We start from the raw sequence: 22,576 nt of genomic DNA on the forward strand, positions 1-22,576 counted from the left end.
TATGAAAGCGAACAGAACAAGCGGTTGGAAACTGGCTTTCGATCCGTTCACGTACGTCGCCATTTAAGGCGAGAGGGCTTTGAGCGCTTGGTTTTAGAAAATGTGGTCGACAGAATGCCCAAGGGCCATAGCACCGACGTATTCGCTTTGAACGTCTTTCTGGAGCGGATGGTAACGCGCTGCTTGAATATCCCTAAACCGTCTTTCTAGGTCTGTCTTGCGGTAGAACCCGAGCCCACCCGCCAACTCCATTGCCAGCTCAACCACCTTAATGGTGTGCTCTTCAACCAACCTTCGCCCGATCATGGTGTCATTGATGGTCTGTGCTGATGGGGCGTTTCGTTCAGCGACATCAATCATGTAATTGCGGGCGAGATGTGCCGCAGTCAGCGCAGTGTCCATACGCCCAGCTATGGATTGCGTGCGATGGGACACTGGTCTTTTCTTTGCGATATCAATTGCGATGTCACGCGCACTTTGTGCGACGCCAAGATAAGCTGAGTAAATCAGTGGAAACGCAATTGTCGCGATCAAGTGGAATGCGGGATGCCATTCCCCTGCCTTACGGCGCACAGGTATCTTATCATCAGGAATGAACAGACCATCAATTTTGATGTCATGGGATCCCGTGCCTCGCATCCCTAGGGTGCGCCAAGTATCCAAAACCGTGACTTCAGGCGCGGCCATTGGAACACCAAAGTGCAAAACGATACGCGCGCCATCTTCTTCAGAAATTGCGCCGGTCATCAGCAAATCCCCAGCCGGCGCGCCAGACGAAAACATTTTTCTTGCTGTAATACGGTATCCGCCTTCGACCTTTTCAGCCACCCCAGAACCACCGATCCAGTCCGATCCACCTGAACTGAGTAAAACTATTTTATCTTCAGCAACCCTGCGCAAAAGTGGCGCTACCAAATCGCGGGCGGCTTCTTGATTGTACCACCGCCACGCTGGAACAGCGACTTGATGGGTGTGCATGGAAAGGGCCAACCCGGTAGAACCACAGGCGCCAGCAATAATTTTCAGGACATCGCAAAGCTCACGGATACTTGCGCCGCCGCCACCAAGATCTGATGGAACACCTGCGGAAATCAGTCCAGACGTTTTTAGGTCGGCGTAATTGTCTGCGACAAATCGATCATTTTCATCGTTGCCAGATGCTCTTTCTGCAAAGACTTTTGTCAGCGATTTAGCCGCATCAACGATACTTTCAGATTGATGCGCGATATTGGCTACTTGGGTCATTTTTTTGGTACCTTTCTAAATTTATGCACCCAAAATAACTGTGATTCCCAATTCTCGCTAGTACAGAAACTGTATTGGATGAAGCCGTGTTTCCGCGTTAGGCTGAAAAGACCGAGTTTTCCAACCACGAAGGAGTAGATAAATGCGCGCCGGATATAGTCAGTTTTGCCCAGTTTCTATGGCAACAGAAATCTTGTGTTCCCGTTGGACACCGCTTGTCATTCGAGAATTCCTATGTGGCAGCACGCGGTTCAATGACATCCGCCGTGGATTGCCGCGCATGTCGCCAACACTTCTATCAAAGAGATTGAGTGAATTAGAGGCGGCGGGCGTAATCGTATCGATCAAGGGCACGAGTGGGTCTAAAGAGTATCGGCTTACAAAAGCTGGCGAAGAACTGCGGCCAATTGTTATGGGGATCGGGGCATGGGGCCAAAGATGGGTCGAGAGTAAACTATCCTTGAACAATCTGGACCCAGAGTTGTTGATTTGGGATATGCACCGCAGGCTGAATATTGACTCCCTGCCTTCGCGCCGTGTGTGTCTTCAGTTTGTGTTCACTGATTTGGCTGTAGCGCGTCAGAATTATTGGCTCGTTGCCGACCCGCAATCTGGTGTTGAAGCATGTTATAAAGATCCAGGGTATGATGTTGATTTGTTCGTAGAATGCAGCCTTCGTACGATGACTGCGATCTGGATGGGGTTGGAGACCGTGCGCAAAGCAGAAAATGATGGGCGAATTGTATTGACCGGGACCCGAGAAATTGTGACGCAAATGCAGGAATGGCTCGGTCTCAGTCCGTTCTCCACGGTCGAACGAATGGCTGGTTAGAGTAAATGATCGGTTGTCAGTGACAATTGGGGCTCGGCACATTCATAAATAGTGGAATCAGTGTTCATTATGAAAATACCGACGCTTTTGATTGAAATATTGATTTTGGGTATTTGGGCCGTACAATCGGCGACGAGGGAAGAGGATTTGAAAATTTTCCAGACTTTCACTGGTTTTGAAAAGCACATGATACGCTGCATCGTCAACGTTAAGTTGAGGAGGCACGAGAGCAGGCCACCCAATTGCTCTGGACTTACAATAACGAGCGACCCAACATGGGCATCTGCGGCATCACGCCCGCAATGAAACTGAAAACAGCCGCCTGAATTCTATGGCTGGGCCCCGTCAAAAAGGGGGGGATTACCGGGGGTTTTAGGCCCAGGTCTGCACAGTATAAAGGCCCAGTCTGCAAAGACGGTTTTTCGAGCGCGGACTTATGCCTTAGAGAGGCTGGCCACCGGCGGCGCTCAGCAGGTCACTTAGTTCACCTGATACCAATGGATCTGGAAAACGCACTTGTTGCGCACCGCCTGACCGCTGTGGCACGCGGATGTAATTATCAGCTGTGACCAGATACCCCAGTGATGTTTCACGCCCTAGGAACGAAATCACAAATTTTGGCAACGCTTGCACGGTACCATTGAATTGCAAAATGATCGCAGCGGCTGATTCTGGATTGGGAAAGGATTCGCAGCGGACTTCATTGGGGCCGGGTTGTACGACGGTCTGTGCTGGCCCGTCACAAATAGCGGCAGCCGCAAAGAACAAGTCGGATGGATAGGCAGGAAAATATGCCTGTTGGGCACCATTGGCGGCATCGCCAGCGGTTGGTGCCACATTCGATATCGTCGTTTCTGTGCAACCAGCCAGTGCCAACGCAAATCCTAAACTAACCCAACGCATCGAAAGTCCCTTGTTCATGTAAGTGGCAAGACTGACACAGGCGCGCCGGTGTGCAAGTCACGTTTGGCCGATGGGCGATCACATTGGCTGGCCTGTGGATAACTCATGTAGAAAGTGAAGTTTATGGCATAGTGTTCTGGCATCCTTGGGGTTTTCGTAATTGGGCCAAAGTTAACAGTGGCCGCACATCTCTGTGTGTAACCCTTAGGGAGAATCGGGGGTGGTTTTTGCAGCGCAAAGGTTAAGGTCTGGTCAAGAGAGTTTAATCTACATTTAGGGTAAAAATTTCGTTGACCCCCAAGGTGTAGATGGGTGATGTTGTCCAAGCTGGATGAGATGACACAAGATACAGTGTTGCGATCGGCGCGGGACAGGTTTCGAGACACAAGATGCTGGACAGTGTCTATTGCTTGAATGCGACCCCTTATTGGGGGGGGAGGCCGCGCATTTCGCAACACGCTTTGATGTCTCAACCAGCGCGCAAGGGCTCGATCCAGAATGGGTTAATGAGCGACACGGGGGCCGCAACGACGGACCCCATATACACAGAGGCGAATGCACAATGCAGATTGAACGTAACTTCACAAAATCCGGACAAGACGCATACGCGGAGGTGCCGTTCAAGGCCGCCACGTCCGAGATCCGTAACCCTGATGGGACGATCGTTTTCAAGCTTGAAAATTGCCAGATTCCGAAGGGTTGGTCGCAAGTTGCGTCAGACGTCATCGCGCAGAAATATTTCCGCAAAGCAGGCGTGCCGTCCGAAACCGTTCGGGTTGCAGAAAAGGGCGTGCCAGAGTTTTTGTGGCGCTCTGTTCCTGCCGAGGGCGCGCAGATGTCCGGTGAGACTTCAGCCAAGCAAGTGTTTGATCGACTTGCGGGTGCGTGGGCCTATTGGGGTTGGAAGGGTGGCTATTTCTCGACTGAGGCAGATGCCCAGACCTACCTCGACGAGATGCGCTACATGCTTGCGACCCAGAGGGCTGCACCGAATTCACCCCAATGGTTCAACACTGGTCTGCATTGGGCCTATGGCATCGATGGTCCTGCACAGGGTCATCACTATGTTGATTATAAAACCGGCAAGCTGACGGCGTCAAAATCATCGTATGAGCATCCGCAGCCGCACGCCTGTTTCATCCAATCAGTTAAAGACGATCTGGTGAACGAAGGCGGAATTATGGATCTTTGGGTCCGCGAAGCGCGTCTGTTCAAATACGGGTCCGGCACTGGAACGAACTTTTCGTCCTTGCGAGCGTCTGGCGAAAACCTGTCAGGGGGCGGTAAATCGTCCGGCCTGATGGGGTTCTTGAAAATTGGTGACCGTGCGGCTGGTGCGATCAAATCTGGCGGCACAACGCGCCGCGCCGCAAAGATGGTGATCGTCGATGCGGATCACCCCGATATTGAAGAATTCATCAACTGGAAGGTGCTTGAGGAACAAAAAGTTGCGTCCATCGTGGCCGGTTCTAAGATGCACGAACAGAAGCTCAACCTGATATTTGATGCAATCAAGGGCTGGGACGGGGCCGAGGCAGATGCTTATGATCCCAAGATCAACCCGCAGCTGAAAGACGCTGTGCGAGAAGCAAAAAAGGTCTGCATTCCAGAGACATACGTTAAGCGCGTGCTGGATTATGCCCGCCAAGGTCACACGGCAATTGAATTTCCGACCTATGATACGGACTGGGATTCCGAGGCCTACAATTCTGTAAGCGGCCAAAATTCCAACAACTCGATCCGCGTAACGGATGCGTTTTTGAAGGCTGTTGAGGACGACGCGAACTGGAAGCTGATCAATCGCAAGAACGGCGAAGTCGCCAAGGTCATCAAAGCCCGCGATTTGTGGGAACAGGTCGGCCATGCGGCATGGGCCTGTGCCGATCCGGGCATTCAGTACCACGACACTGTCAACGCATGGCACACCTGCCCCGAAGACGGCGCGATCCGCGGATCCAACCCGTGTTCCGAATACATGTTCCTCGACGACACGGCCTGTAACCTTGCGTCGATGAATCTGCTGAAATTCTTCAAGGATGGCGCATTTCAGGTCGAAGACTATATGCACGCATCGCGTCTTTGGACGGTCACGCTGGAAATTTCTGTGATGATGGCGCAATTCCCGTCCAAGGAAATCGCGCAGCGGTCGTTTGATTTCCGCACGCTGGGTCTTGGCTACGCCAATATCGGTGGCTTGTTGATGAATATGGGCTTTGGCTATGACAGCGACGAAGGCCGCAGCATGGCGGGCGCGCTAACGGCGATCATGACGGGTGTGTCTTACGCCACATCTGCTGAAATCGCAGGCGAGCTTGGCGCGTTTTCCGGGTACAAGCGTAACAAGGAACACATGCTCAAGGTGATCCGTAACCACCGCAACGCCGCCTACGGCGCGTCCGATGGCTACGAAAAGCTGGATATCAAGCCGGTTCCACTGGACCACGCAAACTGCCCTGAAGCACGCCTGATCGACATTGCGATGTCAACGTGGGACGAAGCGCTGCGTCTTGGCGAAAAGCACGGCTACCGCAACGCACAGGTGTCTGTGATTGCGCCAACCGGCACCATCGGTCTGGTGATGGATTGCGACACAACAGGGATCGAGCCTGACTTTGCGCTGGTGAAATTCAAGAAACTTGCCGGTGGCGGTTATTTCAAGATCATCAACCAGTCGGTTCCTGCGGCTTTGGCGAAACTGGGCTATTCCACAAGCCAAGCTGAAGAAATTCAGGCCTATGCGGTTGGTCACGGCTCACTCGGTAATGCGCCTGGTATCAACCACACGGCACTGATCGGGCATGGGTTTGGCAAAGAAGAGATTGAAAAGATCGAAGAGGCACTGCCATCCGCCTTCGACATCCGGTTCGTGTTTAACCAGTGGACGCTGGGTGAAGATTTTTGCACGAAAGTTCTGGGTATTCCTGCCGACAAGCTGAACGATCCGACGTTTGATCTGTTGAAATCCCTTGGTTTTTCCAAGGAAGACACCGATCTGGCCAATGACCACGTTTGCGGCACGATGACCCTTGAAGGTGCACCACACCTGAAAGAAGAACATTACGTTGTCTTCGATTGCGCCAATCCATGCGGAAAAAAGGGCAAGCGTTACCTGTCTGTCAACAGCCACATCTACATGATGGCTTCGGCGCAATCTTTCATCTCGGGTGCGATTTCCAAGACGATCAATATGGCAAACAGCGCAACAATCGAGGACTGCCAGAAAGCCTATGAGCTGTCTTGGTCCCTCGGCGTCAAAGCCAACGCGTTGTATCGCGATGGATCGAAATTGTCGCAGCCACTGGCCGCAGCCCTGATTGAAGATGACGAAGAAGCCGCCGACATCCTTGAGAACGGCAACATCCACGCCAAGGCGCAGGTTATTGCCGAAAAGATCATCGAAAAGGTCATCGTCAAGGAGATCATCAAAAGCCACCGCGAAAAGATGCCCCAGCGTCGTAAGGGCTACACCCAGAAAGCAAATGTTGGTGGCCATAAGGTGTATCTGCGCACGGGCGAATACGAGGACGGCAACCTCGGTGAGATTTTCATCGACATGCACAAAGAAGGTGCCGGTTTCCGCGCCATGATGAACAACTTCGCCATCGCGGTGTCGGTTGGTCTGCAATACGGTGTGCCGCTGGAAGAATTCGTCGATGCGTTCACGTTCACTAAGTTTGAGCCAGCGGGCATGGTCCAAGGCAACGACAGCATCAAGAACGCGACGTCGATCCTTGACTATATCTTCCGCGAACTTGCGGTGTCCTACCTTGATCGCACCGATCTGGCCCACGTAAAGCCCGAAGGCGCGACGTTTGACAGCCTTGGGCGCGGCGAAGAAGAAGGCGTGTCCAACATTCAGGAAATGTCGGAAAGCGCTGCGTCTAAGTCATTGGAAGTGCTTAAGCAGATCAGTTCAACCGGTTATCTGCGCAAGCGGGTGCCGAACGATCTGTATGTTTTGCAGGGCGGTGCCGGTGCAGTGGCATTTGGTGGCGGCAATGCGGCGGTCGCGCTTGAGACATTGATCCCAGCGGTGGTTGCGGGTGGCGGCATGGCGAAAGCCACGACGACAACGGCAATCGCATCTGGTGCCATCGGTCTGACGGCGCGCGATAAGGCGAAGATGCAAGGCTATGAAGGCGAAGCCTGCAATGAGTGCGGCAACTACACGCTGGTGCGCAACGGGACATGTATGAAGTGCAATACATGTGGCGGGACGTCAGGCTGTAGTTAAGGAGATTGAGAGGTTGGGGATCAATGTTCGAGCATTGACCCCCGGCTCTTCCCGTATTCGCTTAGCACGCGCGGGAGTAACCAATCGACCAAGTCGGTCGGTGAGGAAAGAAGAAACATGGCTCCGGTTGGGGATCAATATCGTGCTGAGATATACAGGGATATCCATAGGTTTATCCCAAAATACTTAAACTGCTTGTGGATAAAGGAGAATTTACCATGGCAAACAGCAACAATTATTGGACTCATCAAAGACCCGATGGCACTTGGGCGACTAAACGCGAAGGCGGCACGAATGCTTCCAGCGTGAGTCCAACCCAAGCTGAGGAATGGGAACGAAACAAAGAACTGGCACGAGAAAGTGGTGGTGAAGCGTTTCTTACCAATCGTGAACATAAGATTCGAGAACGGAACACTTATGGTAACGACCCTCGGAAGACCAAGGGCTAATCAGAGCTAAAGAACCCGAGGGGGCTGAGGTTTCCTCCGCGATGTTCAGGCCGCAGGCAGAATACCGGGCGGTACACTAAATGGGCCTGAACGGCGAATCTAAAGGAGATCGTTCGCGCTCCCCCTTTTTTGTACATCGGGGTCTAAGTTGGAGCACCGGTTCACGTCCAACATCGAAGCTGCTAGACTTTTTACGCAATATGGAAATTTGATGATCATTCCAGTGGACGCTGGTCGTTCGCCAACGCCAGTTGCGATGTTGTTGCCCAAGGCAGATCAGGTTTGGATCAATTATGTGAACACATTGATAGGCCTGAAGCAGGAACAGGGGTTCTTCGACGACCTTGGCGATAAATGGGGTTTAAACGCTGAGTAATTCTGTCCAGACGACTAAAGTATTTGGGCCAACCCTGCGCGGTTGGCCCTTTTCATTTTCTATTATTTGGAGACTCTAAGTGCTGACAATTTATTCGGTCCCTGTTGCAGTCTATTGCGCGAAATTGCGCATCATGTTGCGTCATAAATCCATCCCATTTGAACAACTGCCCCCACCGGGCGGATATGGGTCGGACGAATACCGTGCGATCGTTCCATCTGGCAATCTACCTGCAATGATTCATGACGGTTTCATGTTGTCGGATTCCGAAGCAATTGCTGAATATTTGGAAGAGACATTTCTTAATGTGCCAATGCTGCCAAACACCTTGAAATTACGTGCAAAAGCCCGCGAATTCAGTCGTTCGCACGATACAAGGCTGGAACCCGCGGTACGGGCAATCTATCCGCAAGTCGCGTATCTTACCCGTGATGCAGATGCGGTGCAGATAGGCGGGCTTACAATCTCCAAACATCTGTCATCCCTCGCGTTGTTACTGGAAGCCAATCCGCTGGACACTAAAAGGCTGTGGTTATGCGATTGCGGATTTACAGTGACTTTCGCTTGGATCAGGGCATTTCAGGATGCGTTCAATCTTCCAGTCGAATGGCCACAGATCGTGACTGATTACGAGACGCGCCTGCAGGGATTTAAAGTGGTTTCCGACGAGTTGGCAGCCTACCGTCCTGCGATGGACGCATATTTGGAAAAAGCAAAACCCGCCTTGGCTCAGGACTCATAACCAAAATATAACAGTTGCGGCGAGCATGATGGCAGAGAGTAAGACTGTTGGCCTTCTGTCATATCGTGTTGCGACGCGTCTCCAGTCTTTGATCCTGCCGAACATGCATTCGATACGGTTGCGTCGTAACCGCACCATTGATACCGCAGGTTATGCGGCTTGACTGTCAGTTATGGAGAGCAGCGGTGTCCAATTCCACGATAGCAATTCATCAAGTTTGTTGATCTTGTGGTCGTGTATGCGGTCGAAAATGTCAGCGAGATAAGGCATCTATTCAATGCTGTTTTGATTGCACATATGTGTCGACCTCGGCACGCGCTTCCGCTTCTGTTCAAACTTGCCTGCGTGTCGTCTCAATCTTATTCAAGAGATTAAGCGCCTCTACTTCAGCTTCAGCTGCTCGAGCCGACTCAAGTGAGTTTTGCGACTGAGAAGCAATTTGAACCGCCATGGTACCATTGTTTGTCGTTGCGACAACTTTCGATTGCCGCCTGGGCCGGTCGCGATTTGGACTGAAGGTTGGCTCTGGGCTGGAAGCGACAGCAGTCAGTTCGGGCCGATTGTGACAAATGCTGCGACACTCACATTTCGAGATGAAGGGCGGCAAGCATGCGTAATTGGGCAGCCTTTCGCTTTTGGGCCGAGCTCCCACTAAGATCACAGCATAGCTGTGAACAAGGGAGATAGATAATGGAATACTATGCTGGATTAGATGTGTCATTGCGATCCTGTGCACTTTGCATTGTTGATGGCAAAGGAACGGTGCTGTTCGAGCGAGAGCTGCCTTGTGAGGTCGGTGATATCGCTGAATGCCTTTTGGAATTTCCACATCCGATTGAACGTGTTGGCTTTGAGGCTGGATCGATGAGTCAGCATCTTTTCTTTGGCCTGACCGGTGAAGGTTTTGATGTTGTCTGCATGGAGGCACGCCAAGTGAGTGCTGCTCTGTCAGCGATGAGGAATAAGACTGACAAAACAGATGCACGAGGTATCGCGCAAATATTACGCACAGGCTGGTTTAGTCCCGTCCATATGAAAAGTCGTGAGGCTCATGGCCTACGCGCGTTGCTCAGCACGCGTAAGACGCTCCTAAAGAAGACGATTGATCTAGCCAATGAAGTGCGTGGATTACTGAAGGTTTTTGGAGTCCGCCTCCCAAAAACTGTGAAGCATGGTAGCTTCGACAGCGTTGTACGGCCCATGATCGAGATCGATGATGTTCTGGCACATGCTCTCGTGCCATTGCTCGATGCGAGGGCCGTTTTGTATCAACATTATTTGGAACTAGATCGGCGCGTTAAGAGGGCAGCCAGTCAAGATGATGTCTGCATGAAATTGATGACTATTCCTGGCGTCGGCCCTATCGCTGCGTTGAGCTTTAAATCGGCGGTTGATGATCCAACCCGTTTTAAACGATCCCGCACCGTTGGCGCATATTTTGGGCTTACACCGCGAAGATATCAGTCAGGAGAGCATGACAATCCAGGGCGGATATCCAAGTCTGGGGATCGAGACGTGCGGGCCGTTCTATATGCAGCTGCCAATGCGCTGCTTATGCGAACGATGGCAAGCTCCCAGATTAAATCTTGCGCTGCCCGGCAGGCGATGCCTGCATCGCTGAGAGGGGGCATGCGATTGATGCGCACCAAAGGACGTCGCCGCGCCGTCGTTGCTGTCGCACGTAAGTTGGCCGTCCTAATGCACCGCTGTTGGATCGATGGCTCAGAATTCCGTCAGGACCAAGTGGGAGGCATGGCATGAACTAAAACGCCAACCCACAATCCTAACGGGGTCGTCCCTCACCGGACGAGGTTCGTGCCCTCTCGGGCATGTAAACATGCCCTGCCTGGTAATAGAAGAAGCCGAAAAGGTCTGCTGCGCATCTTGAAGCGCGCCGGAAAGCGGGGCTCTCCACTGCCGATCCGACATATGCTTGCAGCGATGCCATTCGAACATCAAACCAGACTGCGAAGAGAAGCGTGACCCGGATGAGTGACAAAGACCCAAAACAAACAAGGAAAAAAAGCTTGACCTAAATACCCAATTAGAGAAGAGCTTGACCTTTTCTGCAATTCCATTGCCAAGGCTTATCCCCTTTGCTCCGGCGGCACCTGATGTAGTGTGAAGCGGCTTGCCAATCTACAATGTTCTTGTATTGTTCTACCCATGCCAGCCAGATGGAAAAACGACAAACCCATGTCCCGCCTGGCGTTCGACGCCAGGTTTTCTGATGAGGAAGCGTGTTCGCATTATCTGGCGGAACATCGTTGGCCTGAGGGCTTTGTGTGTCCTTCCTGTGGCACCTGCAAGGGCTGGCCGTTAAAGCGAAATCGCGCGACTTGGGAATGTGCCGGTTGCGCACGGCAGACATCCGTGACGGCTGGCACGGTGATGCACAGCAGCCATTTGCCGTTGCGAATTTGGTTTCTTGCCGCGCACATCATCACCAGCCATTCCAAGGGCATGTCAGCGCTGCAACTTCAGGCGCAACTTGGCCTTGGCAGCTACAAGACGGCGTGGCTCCTCTTGCAAAAGCTGCGGCGGTCGATGGTCAACCCTGACCGCAACCCCCTGAAAGACCTTGTCGAGATCGATGAAACAGAGATTCCGTTCCGGTCCCGGCATGATCCCGAGGACCGGCCAAAGGGTGGGCGGAGCCCGGTCGGAAAGATGTTTGTCGTCTGCGCCGTCGAGTTATCAAGAGACGGACATCCGCGCCGTATCAGGATGAAACACATTCCCGACGGCGCATCAAAGACGCTACACGGGTTCATTGGTCAGGCTGTAGAGCCTGGCGCTCACGTCATCACGGATGGCTGGCTAGGTTACGAAAATCCCCCTGCAAACACGCATGAGGCGAAGGTCGTCAGCGGCAAGAAGGCACATGACATACTCCACTGGGTCCACCGCGTGTTCTCCAACCTAAAAACGTGGGCAAAAGGCGTCTTCCACGGCCTCAGAAAATGCCATCTGCAACGCTATCTCGACGAATTTGTGTTCCGCTGGAACCGACGGCGACACATGCGAAGCGCCTTCGACACGCTGCTGGGGATCGGTGTTGGTATTGGCCCAGCGACATATCGTGATTTTGTTGAACAGCGCGCCTGAAGGCCCTTGTTCACGGTAAAAGCCACGCCCCATAAACCCACCAGATGTTACAAACTGATCCGATCCGCCTCTCAAGCCACAAGGGCGAGGTTCTGCGCCGCGTCAACATGTGGGGCAACCGGACTAAAAGGGATAAGCCTTTCCATTGCCAATGGGAAATTGATACGAATGCGGACCTTCATTCGCAGTGTGCAATAAGTGCGTCGTGCAATCGTTGTGCCTCGTGCCGATAGTTGTAAATAAAGCGTTGGCAGCTCATTGACCTCGGCTGCCAAAATTGCACCCATCAACCAAGCAATATCGCAACTAGATAGCGATTCATTCTAAGCCTCAAGAGCACGGTCTTGGCGTGGTGTTCGGCCGAATTTTCGAGAGAATTCTCTCGAAAACTGCGCAGAGCTTTCGTATCCAACACCAAATGCAATATCAGATATTTTCGCGTTGGAGGCCTGCAGTTCGCCGCGCGCGCGCAGCAGGCGCAGGTCTTTTTGATATTGCAGCGGAGACGTTCCAGTGACTGCCTTGAATCGCTCGAAAAAAGCAGAGCTGCTCATGCCAGCGGACTGCGCCAGTTCGCCGACGATGATCTTATCGGCTAGATTGGATTGTATATTTTCTGTCGCCTGAAACACGCGGCTGGCTGTGCTTTCGTGCCACAAAAGTTTCCGAAGGATCTGAGCATGAGGGCTCAGCAACAGACGCATATGAATTTCTCTTTTTGTGATGGGTGCAATAAATTGGCGGGTCTGTTGTGTTTCGCACTGATCGAAATAGCGCTGCATTGTGCCTTCTAGCGCATCATCTGTATCGCACAGACATATTGAAAATGGGTCGGAAGATTGATCGCTAAAGGATGGAACGACTTCAGAGGCCAGAGAACGCAAAAGCGAAAGATCAAGAGGAAATACAAGAGCGACATAGGGCTGTTCAGGACCCGCCTCGATTATCCGTGACACAACAGGCAAGATGTGGCTGACAATCAGCGACTGGCCTGCATGCGCTGTCAAAGACTTATCATTGCTCCCAATCTCTTTCGTACCTTGCAAAATGAGACACAGCATCGGTTTATAAACAGTAGAAAAAACAGCTGTCGGGGTGTCTTGGCGTACCAGAAATGTGCCACTATTTTCATGAAGCAGCCCACCATTCCTTATTCCTGATTGGTTAAGTATTGCCGATGCCCGCGTTAGAAGTGTTTTGCCTGTCATGATCGCCTCCAAGAACATTCATGGAAATACCACGGGAAAATGTCCATTTGTTGGGAATTTTCAACAACTGGAGGATTGTGCAAGGAATGCGGACAAATATGAAAGAATATCTCAAAAGGAGATGTGATTATGACCCTAACAAATCAGAGGGTGAAGAAAAAACCATTTTTATCACGTTGGCTTCGGCTGTGACCGAGCTGGCATGCTTAGAAAACGTTCATGTGACTTGATGTGATTGACGTAATTTCTGTCTCGGTTGCTATCGAAGATAAGCTCCACATGTTTCGGCCAGATGGACGCGCAACCTAACGATGCAGGTTATTGTGCTGGATAACATTCCTGAAAAAAACGCTACAAGTCTAGCCTAAAAGATCGCCCCTCCCAAAGTATTTAGATGGAAGAGAAAAGTAAAAATGACCACTCAACTCATGATCAACGGAACTTCATATGATGTCGCATTGCCTGACGATGTCCCGCTCCTTTGGGTTTTGCGCGATGAAATTGGACTGACAGGCACAAAGTTTGGCTGTGGTGTCGCGGCCTGTGGTGCCTGTACCGTCCAGATAGATGGTGAAGCCGTGCGTTCATGCCAAGTCGCACTTGCAGATGTCTGGGGCGACGTGACAACGATTGAAGGTCTTGGGAACCCCGGCAACATGGCAACAATCCAACAGGCGTGGGTTGATCATCAGGTGGCTCAATGCGGGTACTGCCAATCAGGGCAGATCATGAACGCATCGGTCTTACTTGACGATATTCCTCAGCCCTCGGATCAAGACATCGACGATGCCATGCAGGGCAATCTGTGCCGTTGTGGCACCTACCCACGCATTCGGGCTGCAATCAAAGACGCAGCTCAGCGCATCATGGATGAGGTGTAAACATGGGACGTATCAAAACAATCGCCCGCCGTAGTTTCTTGATCGGTTCCGCCGCAATTGTCGGCGGCGTCGCGTTTGGCGTTTATCAAGTCAACAAAGATGCGCCAAACCCATTGGTTGCCGGTGACGGAGAGGCCACGCTCAATCCCTTCGTTCTGATCACCCAAGATGGTGTCACGCTGATCGCGCCCCGTGCTGAAATGGGCCAAGGCGTACAGACAACGCTGGCTGCCTTGGCTGCTGAAGAATTAGACGTCGCTTGGGAAGATATCACCGTGCTGCACGGCCCCCCTGCGCAAGCTTATTACAACTCTGTCTTTTTAGGTTTTGCCATCCCTGGTGCGCATTACAAAGATACGCCGTTTAAGCATGGCCTGCGCCAGCAGGTCGGCAAGATTGGAAAATTGCTGGACCTGCAAGGGACTGGTGGCTCCACCTCGATGAAGGATTTTTACGAACGGATGCGCCATGCGGGTGCCTCCGGGCGTGAGGCGCTCAAGATTGCGGCAGCCAAACAACTTGGTGTGGACGTAGCAGAACTTACCACTCAAGACAGTGCCGTAATCACACCTGACGGCACGCGCATTCCATACAGTGATCTTGTGGAAGCCGCACGTGATGTGACGCCGCCAGACGTTGAACTGCGTGATAAATCTACGTGGAAATACCTCGGTAAACCAATGCCGCGCATTGATATGGTTGGAAAATCAACTGGCACAGCCCAATATGCAACCGACATACAGATGGACGGGATGAAATTTGCAACTGTCCGGATGAGCCCGACACGCAATGGCATGATCAGCTATGATGACAGTATTGCCAAGGACATGGACGGCGTTGAAGCGATTATCGATATGGGCGACGGCATTGCTGTGATCGCAACAAACACCTGGCTCGCGATCCAAGCAGCAGAGGCGGTTGACATTACATGGGCTCGTGCGGCCTACCCTGCTGATACCGCCGGACTGCGGGCCGCTATCGTGGCATCGCTGGATGACGAACCTAACAGTGTGGTTCGCGATGATGGTGATGTGAACGCCGCCATTGCTGGGACTGAAGTGACAGCCGAATACTATGTCCCTTGGCTTGCACATACGACGATGGAGCCGATGACGGCCACGGCGCATTTCACGGGTGATACCCTAGAGGTGTGGTCTGGCAATCAAGCGCCAACCGCCACCCGTGATGCGTGCGCCAAAGCCGTTGGGCTTGACCCGGCGCAAGTGACCCTCAACACCACCATGATGGGTGGCGCTTTTGGACGACGCGGCGAAAGCGACTTTTCGGTCCAAGCAGCACTTATTGCCAAAGCGATGCCTAACACGCCGATTCGCATGACGTGGAGCCGCGAAGAAGACATCCGGAATGACTTTTTCAGACCCGCAATTGTCGCGCAGTTCCGCGGCGTCGTACAAGACGGTAAGGCGGCAATCGTCGACGGTAAAATTGCAGGACCTTCCGTCTTTCACATCTCGTCACTGCGCCAACAAGGATCTATTCCTCCAGGTCCGGACCGGTTGCACGTCGAAGGCGCCGCAGACCAACCCTACGGCATTCCGAATTTCCGTATTGCTGGCCATTTGACTGATATGGACGTGCCTTTGGGGTTTTGGCGATCGGTCGGCGCTTCGGCGAACGGGTTTATGTTGGATACCTTCATTGACGAGATGGCACATGCAGCAGGCGCAGATCCGCTGCAGTTCCGTCTTGACCTAGCGCGCGCCGAACACGCGCCTTCCGCTGCAGTCATTGAGGCGGTGGGTGACATGTCAGGCTGGACGGGCAGCACGCCAGACGGGATCGGGCGCGGCGTTGCCTTTACGCATTCTTTTGGCACCCCGGTTGCCGAAGTCATCGAAGTTGAAGACACTGGCAACGGTATCAAGATCAACAAATGCTGGATCTCTGCCGATCTGGGCGTGGTGTTGGACCCCAGCATTGTTGAAGCGCAGATGACATCTGGCGTAATTTATGGCCTTTCCGCCGCAATGCAGGGCGAAATCACGTTTTCTGATGGCATTGCCGAGCAAGAGAACTTTTACGACTACGACGCGGTGCGGATGCACACCGTGCCCGAATTTGAAGTCCGCCTGCTTGAAAACAACCCGTTCATTGGCGGGGCGGGTGAACCCAGCACACCACCATCTATGCCAGCCTTGGGCAATGCGCTGTTTGATCTAACGGGGACGCGCGCGCGCGAATTGCCATTGATCAAAACGTTCGACCTCATATTATAAGATCTTCAAGTCCGCCCTTGAGATTCCGGAGCAATCTAAAGGGCGGACTTTCAATTGGACGGAATCTTACTCCTTGGATTCAAGATTGAAGTGCGACGATTAATTTAATGGCCGTAAGTTCTTCGGCCATGGCTTCAGCGGGAGTTCTCGATCCTAGTGTTTTACGAGGCCGGTCGTTCATCAGGCGTGAGACGTCGTTCAGGGCGGTTTGACTGAGGCAGCCCAGGTCAGTTCCTTTCAGGAAAAACTGGCGTAGCAAGCCGAGGCAAACAACCTCGGATAGACCTAAGAGACCTAAGAGACCTAAGAGACCTGAGGGGGCTGAGGTTTCCGCAGGAGGCGTTCAGGCCGCAGGTGGAATACTGGGCGGTACACTAAAATGAGCCTGAACGGCGAAACTAAGCGGGGGCTTCGGTCCCCGTTTTTTTGTGTCGGGCTTGGGGTGATGGCGGACTCCGCATTTGCGAAGGGCAAACGCTCTGTCCTTGGACGGTGAAACTACGTTTCCCCGGGGATGTTGAAATCTGGTGGAGCGAGGGTAAAGCCGTCAAATGAGAAGCCAGGGCTGACGGTGCAGCTGACCAGTGTCCAATCGCCGGTGGTGCGCGCGGCCTGCCATGCGTCTTTGGGCACGATGCCTTGGGGGCGCTGGCCTGCCATGATGTCGGGGCCGAGGGAGGTTTCGGTTCTGGGACCTGTATCTGTGGTCGAAATGCTGAGGATCAGAGGCGCGCCAGCGTGGTAGTGCCAGATTTCGACGCCGTCAACGCGGTGCCAGTGGCTGGCCTCGCCTGATTTGAGCAGAAAGTAGATGCAGGTTCCGGTTGGGCGGCCATCGGCCGCAGAATCGATCCACGTTTGGCGATAAAACCCGCCTTCAGGGTGCGGGGTGAGGTTCAGGGCGTCGATGATGTCTTGTGCTGTCATGTTTGCAAGTTAGGCTTTGTGTGGAGAAAGACCACGAGAAAGATTATCAGGGGAACGCCATGAAAGTGATCGTTGTTGGCGCGGGAATAATTGGTGCTTCGATTGCGTGGCATCTGTCACGAACCGGCGCTGAGGTGATCGTGATCGATGGTGGTGCTGCTGGCGCCAGTTCGCAGTCGTTCGGTTGGATCAACGCGAGCTTTTATGCAGACACCGCGCATCACCGTCTGCAGGTTGCGGGGATCGCGGCGTATGGGCGGCTTATGGCGGTGCAGCCTGATCTACCGATCCAGATGTCAGGCGCGCTTTGGTGGGAAGAACAAGGCGCTGCGTTGCACAAGATGAAGGCGCAATTGGATGCGGTCGGGTACCCGGTTGCGCATTTGAACGGCCTGCAAGCGGAGGCGTTAGAGCCTGATGTGCGTGAATTGCCCAGTGATGTGTTGCGGTTTGCGCATGAAGGCGCCGCAGACGCAGGCGTGCTGGCTGCGGCGTTACTGACGGCATCGGGCGCGCGTATTGTGTCGGGCATTCAAGTGCTTGGCATTGCCCAAAAAGACGGCGCGGTGTGCGGATTTGAGACGAGAGTCGGCCCCATCGCGGCGCAGCATGTTGTGGTCGCGGCGGGCACTGGGTCGCCGGACATCCTGTCCAGTCTTGGGATCAAATTGCCGATGCTGGTGCGCCCCGGTGTGTTGGTGACGACAAAGCCCGTGGCGGTGAAACTTGCGCATGTTCTGGTGACGCCGCATGGCGAAGTGCGCCAGCTGCCAGACGGTCGTATTTTGGCGTCAGCGGTTGCGAACCATCAAGGTGATGAAGCGTCCGACATGACGGAACAGGCTGAGGATATTGCAGCGCGGGTCTTGCATTGGCTTGACCCGATGATTGCAGGTGCGACGCTTGACTGGGACCGGGTTGCGCTGGCCTATCGGCCGATGCCCGCAGACGGTTTTCCTGTGATCGGGGCGGTGGAACCGACGGGCCTGCACATCGCGGTTATGCACTCTGGCGTGACTTTGGCTGCGATTGCAGGAGAGGCTGTGGCGGCTGAGGTTTTGGGGCAGGGCGCGGAGTATGTGGCGCTGTTGGCGCCGTACCGACCTAGTCGATTCCAATGAAAAGGCCCCCGCAACACAGGGGCCCTTTACATCATCGGTGAGGATCTAGCGCAGGATTGAACGGCCTGCAAAAATTGCTGTTTCGCCCAGCATTTCCTCAATACGGATCAGCTGGTTGTATTTGGCGAGCCTGTCGGACCGCGCCAATGACCCCGTTTTGATCTGACCGCAGTTTGTGGCAACCGCGAGGTCGGCAATTGTCGCGTCTTCGGTTTCGCCAGAGCGGTGCGACATCACGTTGGTAAACCGCGCGCGGTGGGCCATGTCGACGGCTGTCAGCGTTTCGGTCAGCGTGCCGATCTGATTGACTTTGACCAACATTGAATTCGCGGACTTCTGTTCTATGCCCATGGCCAGACGCGCGGGGTTGGTCACGAATAAATCGTCACCGACGAGTTGGATTTTGTCACCAAGACGCGCTGTGAGGGCGTTCCAGCCGTCCCAATCGTCTTCGGACATGCCGTCTTCGATTGAGATGATCGGGTAGTCATTCACCAGCGCTTCGAGGTAATCGACATTTTCTGCCGAGGTGAGAGATTTACCTTCGCCCTTCATCTCATACTTGCCCCCCTCGTAGTATTCGGTGGCGGCGCAATCGAGTGCGAGATAAATGTCCTCACCCGGTTTGTAGCCTGCTTTTTCGACAGATTTCAAAATGAAATCAAGGGCGTCGCGGGTGGAGCTGATGTTGGGAGCAAAGCCGCCTTCGTCGCCAATACCTGTGGACAGGCCAGCGGCTGTCAATTCACCCTTGAGGGTGTGGAACACTTCTGAGCCCATGCGCACCGCGTCGCGGATGTTCGTTGCAGACACTGGCATGATCATGAATTCTTGAATATCGATTGGGTTATCAGCATGTTCGCCACCGTTGATGATGTTCATCATCGGAACGGGAAGGACCCGCGCGGACGTTCCGCCAATGTAGCGAAACAGCGGTTGGCCCATATAGTCTGCGGCGGCTTTGGCGACAGCGAGGGACACGCCAAGGATCGCGTTTGCACCTAAACGGCCCTTGTTGTCTGTGCCATCAAGTTCGATCATCGCCATGTCGATGGCCACCTGTTCGGTGGCATCAAAACCAACAATGGTGTCTGCGATTTCGCCGTTTACGGAATCGACCGCCTGCAGAACGCCTTTGCCCATGTAGCGGGATTTGTCGCCGTCCCGCTTTTCGACGGCTTCATGAACGCCTGTGGACGCACCCGATGGCACCGCCGCACGGCCCATTGTGCCATCTTCGAGCGTCACATCGACCTCAACCGTCGGGTTGCCCCGACTATCGAGAATTTCGCGGGCATGGATGTCGATGATCGTGCTCATGGTGTATTCCTTTGATCAATAATTTTATGACTAAGCGCTGTTAGCGCAAACAATGAATGTTGCTGGTCCTATAGCGGCTCAGGCACGGCTTGGGAAGTGCGCCGCGCGCGGGCTTCGCGGATGAAGGTGAACAGTCCTGCGGCAATGACGATGCCGACGCCGATCAGCGTCATGGTGTCGGGGCGTTCATTTAAAAACACCACCCCCAAGAACAGCGCGAACAACATTCGCGTGTAGCGAAACATCGAAATGAAAGCCGCATCGCCTGCGCGGGTCGCAGCAACAATGCTGAGATAGGCCACCAATGCGACAGCGATGCAACCCGCGAGGGTCGCGCTGTCGGACATGGACATGACAACAATCGGTTGTCCGTTCAGCCAGCACAGCACCAGACCAGCGGGGATCAACAACAGAAAGGCATGCAGAGATAAGTGCGCCCCAGAGATGGGGACGTTGATGGCACGTGTTGCCAGATCGCGCCCCGCAAGGCCCAACATGCCACCAATGCCGAGCAGCGTTGCAACCGATACGCCGTCCAGTCCGGGGCGGATGATGATCAGCACCCCCACGAAGCCCACAAGGATCGCTGTCCAACGTTTCCAGCCGACGGTTTGGCCCAAAAATATCGCACCCCCCATGGCCACGACAAGGGGCGTGGCCTGAATGATCGCCGACAGCATGGTCACGTCGAGCTGCATGAGGGCGGTGAGAAACAACATTGTTCCGATGACCTCAAAGAACCCACGGGCCCAGACACGGCCGTTCAGATGGGCGGCAACGAAAACCGGCTGACCTTTGGCGATGAACCAAACGACAAAGGCAATCGCGGCGCCAGCGCCGATCACGCTGAGGATTTGGCCGATTGGGATGCGCGCGCCCAAGGTTTTGATCAACACGTCTTCGATTGCAAACGCGAGCATTGAAAACGTCATAAACACCGCGCCGCGGAGGTTTTCCATTACAGTTTGATCCTGATGAATAGGTCATTGCCGACTGATTTTGTTTCGAGGCCCTTTAGGGTCTTAGCCAGTTCGGACAGCTTCGTATGGCCATAACTGCGCGGATCGAATTCCGGTTTAATGGCGGCGATCTGACTGCCGATCGGACCAAGATGAAACCAGCCATCTTCGCTTTCCAGTTTATCCATTGCGTCTTTGAACAGAGGCAGCGCCTTGACGGGTTGGGCGCGTTTGGTGTCTTGACTGGCCACGCTGGGTTCATCGTTGATCAGGTTTTCGATAAAAATGAAGCGGTTGCAAACATTGCGCAGGGATTGCGGCGTTTTTGCTTCACCGATACCGATGACTGTGCGCCCATCTTCGCGCAGGCGATTGGCCAGCCCCGTGAAATCGCTGTCCGAAGATACGATAACAAACCCGTCGAATTTTCCACCATGCAGGATGTCCATCGCATCAATGACCAACCCGATGTCGGACGCATTCTTTTGTTTGGTGTTTGCCGTTTCTTGGCGTGCCACAAGTCCCAGTTCAGGAATGACCTCTGTCCAACCTTTCAGTGAAATTGACGACCAGTCACCGTAAACGCGGCGCAAAGCGGGTTCCCCGATCCCTGAGATTTCTTTCAGGATCGCCTCTGCGTGACGGGCTGGCACATTATCTGCATCAATCAGCACGGCGAGGAGGGGGCGAACATCAGACATTATTTGTCTTTCTGTTTCGGAACACCGTATAATTCCAATCTGTGTCCCTTCAGCTCATATCCGAGCTTGTCTGCGATGCGGTCTTGTAGGGCTTCAATCTCAGCATCGATAAATTCGATCACTTCACCCGATTGCAGATCAATCAGATGGTCGTGGTGTTCACGATCCGCAGTTTCATAACGCGCGCGGCCATCGCCGAAATCATGCTTTTCCAGAATGCCGGATTCTTCGAACAACTTGACGGTGCGGTAGACCGTCGCGAGCGAGATGCGTGGGTCGGCCGCCACCGCGCGGTTGTACAGCTCTTCGACGTCGGGGTGGTCGTCTGACGATTCAAGCACGCCTGCGATGGTGCGACGCTGTTCGGTGAGGCGTAGGCCAATAGCCTCGCAACGGGATAGGATGGTGTCGGTCATGGCGGTCTCGCGGATGGTCAAGGACAATGTCGGGGCGACGTTATAGATGTGTTACGGCATCAACGCTGCGGGGGCCAGTGGGCGTGGATGGATTTGCGCGCAGATTTAAAAACCAGGAATGGCGACCCAGGTGCCGCCAAGCCTGCGCAAGTGCGCGCCTGTGCGCAGTTTGAACCGCGCAAGGGGGGCGGCGTGGTCGGTTTCAACCAGCCCAAGATCAAATGTCAGATGACCCAAGCTGGCAAGGCGGTTCGCGCTGTGGGCCAGAAGCAGGTTGTGAGCGTGGTGGATGCGACCTTGCGGGCTGGTCCATGCGGTTTGATAGGTCGCAGTTGGTCCGTGACGCAGAACCAGAATTGCGGCGATCAACTGGCCCTTGTCGGAGGCTTCAAAAATCAGCGCGCAATGTGGGGTCAGGCTGGCGAATGTCGTGATAAGTGCGGTGGGCAGCGGTTTGTATCGCCGCTTTAGCGCCAATGCATCTGCGTGGGTGAAAAGTGGGTGGGGTGCACCGCGCCAGGTAACCTCACGAATATGCAGATTGGCCGCTTCGGCTTTGCGCAATTGGTTGCGCCATTTTGGGTGCAGGGCAGCACGGCGATCTTGCGCGCTGGCACGCAGGTCCCATTCTGCCAGATGGGCGGGGGTGATGATCTGGGCAAAACCAGCGGCTTTGTAGATGGCAGGTTGGTCGTGTTCGGCGTTGAATACGCGCAATCCGTCACGGCGCAGATCGCGCATATGATCGGTGTTTAGCGGCCCGCGCGATGTAAAGCCGATCCGCCCCAATGGTCCGAACTGGCGATTGAGGATGACAGGTGCATCGCATGACACGTCGGTTCCGAATGCGGTTAGCGCGTGGGCAAACGCAGCGGATTGTTGCAGGGGGTATTGTTGCAAGGGTCGGGAGGCTGGCA

Annotated in this window: 19 protein-coding genes and 2 pseudogenes; 10 read left to right on the top strand and 11 right to left on the bottom strand. The window is 53.8% G+C overall.

What is annotated here, in order from left to right:
• Positions 1–93: 93 nt before the first annotated feature.
• Positions 94–1,245 (bottom strand): acyl-CoA dehydrogenase family protein, encoded by a 1,152-nt coding sequence (locus tag OAN307_RS11285; protein WP_015499875.1) that lies wholly within the window; start codon positions 1,243–1,245, stop codon positions 94–96.
• A gap of 142 nt (positions 1,246–1,387) precedes the next feature.
• On the opposite strand from OAN307_RS11285, the gene OAN307_RS11290 reads away from it, so the two are divergent.
• Positions 1,388–2,077 carry a winged helix-turn-helix transcriptional regulator gene (locus OAN307_RS11290; protein ID WP_015499876.1) on the top strand — a complete coding sequence of 230 codons (690 nt, stop codon included), beginning with the start codon at positions 1,388–1,390 and terminating at the stop codon, positions 2,075–2,077.
• 441 nt (positions 2,078–2,518) lie between these two features.
• Here OAN307_RS11290 and OAN307_RS11300 read toward each other — a convergent pair whose 3' ends face one another.
• Positions 2,519–2,980: a hypothetical protein gene (locus tag OAN307_RS11300; protein WP_015499878.1), complete on the bottom strand. Its 462-nt coding sequence runs from the start codon at positions 2,978–2,980 to the stop codon at positions 2,519–2,521.
• Positions 2,981–3,542: 562 nt separating this feature from the next.
• Between OAN307_RS11300 and OAN307_RS11305 the strand changes: the two genes are divergently transcribed.
• The 4 genes from OAN307_RS11305 to OAN307_RS11310 all read left to right on the top strand — a co-directional run bounded on the left by OAN307_RS11305 (position 3,543) and on the right by OAN307_RS11310 (position 8,781).
• A complete protein-coding gene (locus OAN307_RS11305; RefSeq protein WP_015499879.1) occupies positions 3,543–7,214 on the top strand; it encodes a vitamin B12-dependent ribonucleotide reductase in 3,672 nt (1,223 codons plus the stop codon).
• Positions 7,215–7,432: 218 nt separating this feature from the next.
• The gene (locus tag OAN307_RS26265; protein ID WP_015499880.1) at positions 7,433–7,663 is read left to right on the top strand and encodes a DUF2188 domain-containing protein; all 231 of its coding nucleotides are present in this window, start codon (positions 7,433–7,435) and stop codon (positions 7,661–7,663) included.
• A 211-nt stretch (positions 7,664–7,874) separates the two neighbouring features.
• Positions 7,875–8,039, top strand: a complete 165-nt coding sequence (locus OAN307_RS26270; RefSeq protein ID WP_015499881.1) for a hypothetical protein — start codon at positions 7,875–7,877, stop codon at positions 8,037–8,039.
• 79 nt (positions 8,040–8,118) lie between these two features.
• A complete protein-coding gene (locus OAN307_RS11310; protein ID WP_015499882.1) occupies positions 8,119–8,781 on the top strand; it encodes a glutathione S-transferase family protein in 663 nt (220 codons plus the stop codon).
• On the opposite strand, the pseudogene OAN307_RS26275 reads toward OAN307_RS11310, so the two are convergent.
• Positions 8,776–8,907, bottom strand: a pseudogene (locus OAN307_RS26275) (transposase); the annotation flags it as partial. The gene OAN307_RS11310 and the pseudogene OAN307_RS26275 sit on opposite strands and share 6 nt — an antisense overlap.
• A 564-nt stretch (positions 8,908–9,471) precedes the next feature.
• Between OAN307_RS26275 and OAN307_RS11315 the strand changes: the two are divergent.
• Together OAN307_RS11315 and OAN307_RS11320 are read left to right on the top strand one after the other, a co-directional pair.
• The gene (locus tag OAN307_RS11315) at positions 9,472–10,542 is read left to right on the top strand and encodes an IS110 family RNA-guided transposase (protein ID WP_015499884.1); all 1,071 of its coding nucleotides are present in this window, start codon (positions 9,472–9,474) and stop codon (positions 10,540–10,542) included.
• Between the two features lie 405 nt (positions 10,543–10,947).
• Positions 10,948–11,889, top strand: coding sequence for an IS1595-like element ISOan10 family transposase (locus OAN307_RS11320; protein ID WP_015499885.1), 942 nt, complete (start codon positions 10,948–10,950; stop codon positions 11,887–11,889).
• Between the two features lie 323 nt (positions 11,890–12,212).
• Here OAN307_RS11320 and OAN307_RS11330 read toward each other — a convergent pair whose 3' ends face one another.
• The gene (locus tag OAN307_RS11330; protein WP_015499886.1) at positions 12,213–13,097 is read right to left on the bottom strand and encodes an AraC family transcriptional regulator; all 885 of its coding nucleotides are present in this window, start codon (positions 13,095–13,097) and stop codon (positions 12,213–12,215) included.
• 413 nt (positions 13,098–13,510) lie between these two features.
• Between OAN307_RS11330 and OAN307_RS11340 the strand changes: the two genes are divergently transcribed.
• Both OAN307_RS11340 and OAN307_RS11345 read left to right on the top strand, forming a co-directional pair.
• A complete protein-coding gene (locus OAN307_RS11340) occupies positions 13,511–13,978 on the top strand; it encodes a (2Fe-2S)-binding protein (protein WP_015499887.1) in 468 nt (155 codons plus the stop codon).
• A gap of 2 nt (positions 13,979–13,980) precedes the next feature.
• Positions 13,981–16,215: a xanthine dehydrogenase family protein molybdopterin-binding subunit gene (locus OAN307_RS11345; RefSeq protein WP_015499888.1), complete on the top strand. Its 2,235-nt coding sequence runs from the start codon at positions 13,981–13,983 to the stop codon at positions 16,213–16,215.
• 79 nt (positions 16,216–16,294) lie between these two features.
• Here OAN307_RS11345 and OAN307_RS31640 read toward each other — a convergent pair.
• Positions 16,295–16,477: pseudogene (locus tag OAN307_RS31640) on the bottom strand (IS30 family transposase); the annotation flags it as partial.
• A 236-nt stretch (positions 16,478–16,713) separates the two neighbouring features.
• Positions 16,714–17,142, bottom strand: a complete 429-nt coding sequence (locus OAN307_RS11350; protein ID WP_015499889.1) for a cupin domain-containing protein — start codon at positions 17,140–17,142, stop codon at positions 16,714–16,716.
• 59 nt (positions 17,143–17,201) lie between these two features.
• Between OAN307_RS11350 and OAN307_RS11355 the strand changes: the two genes are divergently transcribed.
• Positions 17,202–18,263, top strand: coding sequence for an NAD(P)/FAD-dependent oxidoreductase (locus OAN307_RS11355; RefSeq protein WP_044044682.1), 1,062 nt, complete (start codon positions 17,202–17,204; stop codon positions 18,261–18,263).
• 45 nt (positions 18,264–18,308) lie between these two features.
• Here OAN307_RS11355 and eno read toward each other — a convergent pair whose 3' ends face one another.
• From eno to OAN307_RS11380, 5 genes are all read right to left on the bottom strand, one after another.
• The gene (gene eno / locus OAN307_RS11360) at positions 18,309–19,583 is read right to left on the bottom strand and encodes a phosphopyruvate hydratase (RefSeq protein WP_015499891.1); all 1,275 of its coding nucleotides are present in this window, start codon (positions 19,581–19,583) and stop codon (positions 18,309–18,311) included.
• A 68-nt stretch (positions 19,584–19,651) separates the two neighbouring features.
• The gene (locus tag OAN307_RS11365; protein WP_015499892.1) at positions 19,652–20,542 is read right to left on the bottom strand and encodes a DMT family transporter; all 891 of its coding nucleotides are present in this window, start codon (positions 20,540–20,542) and stop codon (positions 19,652–19,654) included.
• Positions 20,542–21,243 carry an NYN domain-containing protein gene (locus OAN307_RS11370; RefSeq protein ID WP_015499893.1) on the bottom strand — a complete coding sequence of 234 codons (702 nt, stop codon included), beginning with the start codon at positions 21,241–21,243 and terminating at the stop codon, positions 20,542–20,544. Before OAN307_RS11370 ends, OAN307_RS11365 begins: the two co-directional genes overlap by 1 nt.
• Entirely contained in the window at positions 21,243–21,659 is a 417-nt protein-coding gene (locus OAN307_RS11375) for a Fur family transcriptional regulator (protein WP_015499894.1), read from the bottom strand. The genes OAN307_RS11370 and OAN307_RS11375 overlap by 1 nt, the downstream gene beginning before the upstream one ends.
• Positions 21,660–21,764: 105 nt before the next feature.
• Positions 21,765–22,559 (bottom strand): GNAT family N-acetyltransferase, encoded by a 795-nt coding sequence (locus OAN307_RS11380; RefSeq protein ID WP_245541032.1) that lies wholly within the window; start codon positions 22,557–22,559, stop codon positions 21,765–21,767.
• Between the last annotated feature and the right edge of the window lie 17 nt (positions 22,560–22,576).

The sequence above is a fragment of the Octadecabacter antarcticus 307 genome (assembly GCF_000155675.2).
Taxonomy (GTDB): Bacteria; Pseudomonadota; Alphaproteobacteria; order Rhodobacterales; family Rhodobacteraceae; genus Octadecabacter; species Octadecabacter antarcticus.